Origin of the sequence: Streptomyces axinellae, from assembly GCF_039532135.1 — a bacterium.
In the GTDB taxonomy this organism is placed as follows: Bacteria; Actinomycetota; Actinomycetes; order Streptomycetales; family Streptomycetaceae; genus Streptomyces; species Streptomyces axinellae.
The window spans coordinates 65,184-67,106 of the sequence record NZ_BAAARJ010000028.1 but is presented as its reverse complement, the minus strand read 5'-3'; the positions used below and the strand labels follow the sequence as shown (position 1 = coordinate 67,106).

General features: G+C 68.6%; 1 protein-coding gene. It reads right to left on the bottom strand.

The window, feature by feature from the left end; translation table 11 throughout:
• Positions 1-1,923 (bottom strand): Ig-like domain repeat protein (locus ABD339_RS30550; protein WP_344570409.1); only part of this gene is annotated, 1,923 nt, incomplete at both ends.

Sequence of the window (1,923 nt, the reverse complement as noted above, 5' to 3'; positions counted from 1 at the left end):
AGCAGGTGGCGCCGTTGTAGTGGGCGGTGATGGTGCCGGTGGCGAGTGTCGTGGTGGTGAGGCAGGCTTTGCCGGTGGCGTCGAGTGTGACGGTTTGGTTGAGTCCGCCGGGTCCGGTGAAGGTCACCGTTCCCGTAGGTGTCCCCGAGCCGGGTGTGTTGGTGGTGACTGTCGCGCAGACCGTCACCGACTGACCGCACACCGACGGATCCGGCGACACAGTCGCTGTCGTTGTCGTGTCGGCCGGGTTGACCGTGACCATAGTGGTGTCCGTGGAGCCGGCGAAACAGGGCCCCTGGCCGTTGTAGTGGGCGGTGATGGTGCCGGAAGCCAGTGTCGTGGTGGTCAGGCAGGCTTTGCCGGTGGCGTCGAGTGTCACGGTTTGGTTGAGTCCGCCGGGTCCGGTGAAGGTCACGGTGCCGGTCGGTGTGCCGGAGCCGGGTGCGTTGGTGGTCACCGTCGCGCACACCGTCACCGCCTGGCCGCACACGGAGGGGTTGGGGCTCGCTGTGAGGGCTGTGGTGGTGGAGGCTTCGTTCACGGTCGCGTTGGTGCTGCCGGATGAGGCTGCGGCGCAGCTGTCGCCGTTGTAGGTGGCGGTGATGGTGCCGGTGGCCAGTGCTGTGGTGGTCAGGCATGCCTCACCGGTGGCGTCGAGTGGCACGGTCTGGTTGAGTCCGCCAGGGCCGGTGAAGGTCACCGTTCCGGTCGGTGTCCCCGAGCCGGGCGGGTCGATGGTGACTGTCGCGCAGACCGTCACCGGCTGGCCGCACACGGACGGGTTCGGGCTCGCCGTCACCACTGTCGTCGACGCGGCGGGGTTCACTGTCACGTCGGTCGTATCGGTGGAGGAGTTGAAGCAGGCCGCACCGTTGTAGGTGGCGGTGATCGTGCCGGTGGCCAGCACGGTGGTGGTCAGGCATGCCTGGCCGGTGGCGTCGAGTGTGACGGTTTGGTTGAGTCCGCCGGGTCCGGTGAAGGTCACGGTGCCGGCAGGTGTCCCCGAGCCGGGTGGCAGGACTGTGACTGTCGCACACAGGTCGACCGATTCGCCGCAGACGGACGGGTCAGGCGACGCGGCCACCACTGTCGCGGTGTCGGCCGCGTTGACCGTGACGTCCACAGTGTCCGACGAGCCCGCGAAGCAGGGCGCTTCGCCGTTGTAGGTGGCGGTGATGGTGCCGGTGGCCAGCACGGTGGTGGTCAGGCAGGCCTGGCCGGTGGCGTCGAGTGTGACGGTTTGGTTGAGTCCGCCGGGGCCGGTGAAGGTCACGGTGCCGGTCGGTGTCCCCGAGCCGGGTGGGTTGGTGGTGACTGTCGCGCAGACCGTCACCGGCTGGCCGCACACGGACGGGTTCGGGCTCGCCGTCACCACTGTCGTCGACGCGGCGGGGTTCACTGTCACGTCGGTCGTATCGGTGGAGGGGTTGAAGCAGGCCGCACCGTTGTAGGTGGCGGTGATGGTGCCGGTGGCCAGTGCTGTGGTGGTCAGGCATGCCTCACCGGTCGCGTCCAGTGGCACGGTTTGGTTGAGTCCGCCAGGGCCGGTGAAGGTCACTGTTCCCGTAGGTGTGCCGGAGCCCGGCGCGTTCGTCGTCACCGTCGCGCACAGGTCGACCGATTCGCCGCACACGGAGGGGTTCGGGCTCGCTGTGACGGCTGTGGTGGTGTCGGCCGGGTTGACCGTGACGTCGACCGTGCCGAACGAGCCGGCGAAGCAGGGTGCTTCGCCGTCGTAGGTGGCGGTGATGGTGCCGGTGGCCAGTGCTGTGGTGGTCAGGCATGCCTGGCCGGTGGCGTCGAGTGTCACGGTTTGGTTGAGTCCGCCGGGTCCGGTGAAGGTCACGGTGCCGGTTGGTGTGCCGGAGCCGGGTGCGTTGGTGGTGACTGTCGCGCAGACCGTCACCGGTTGGCCGCACACGG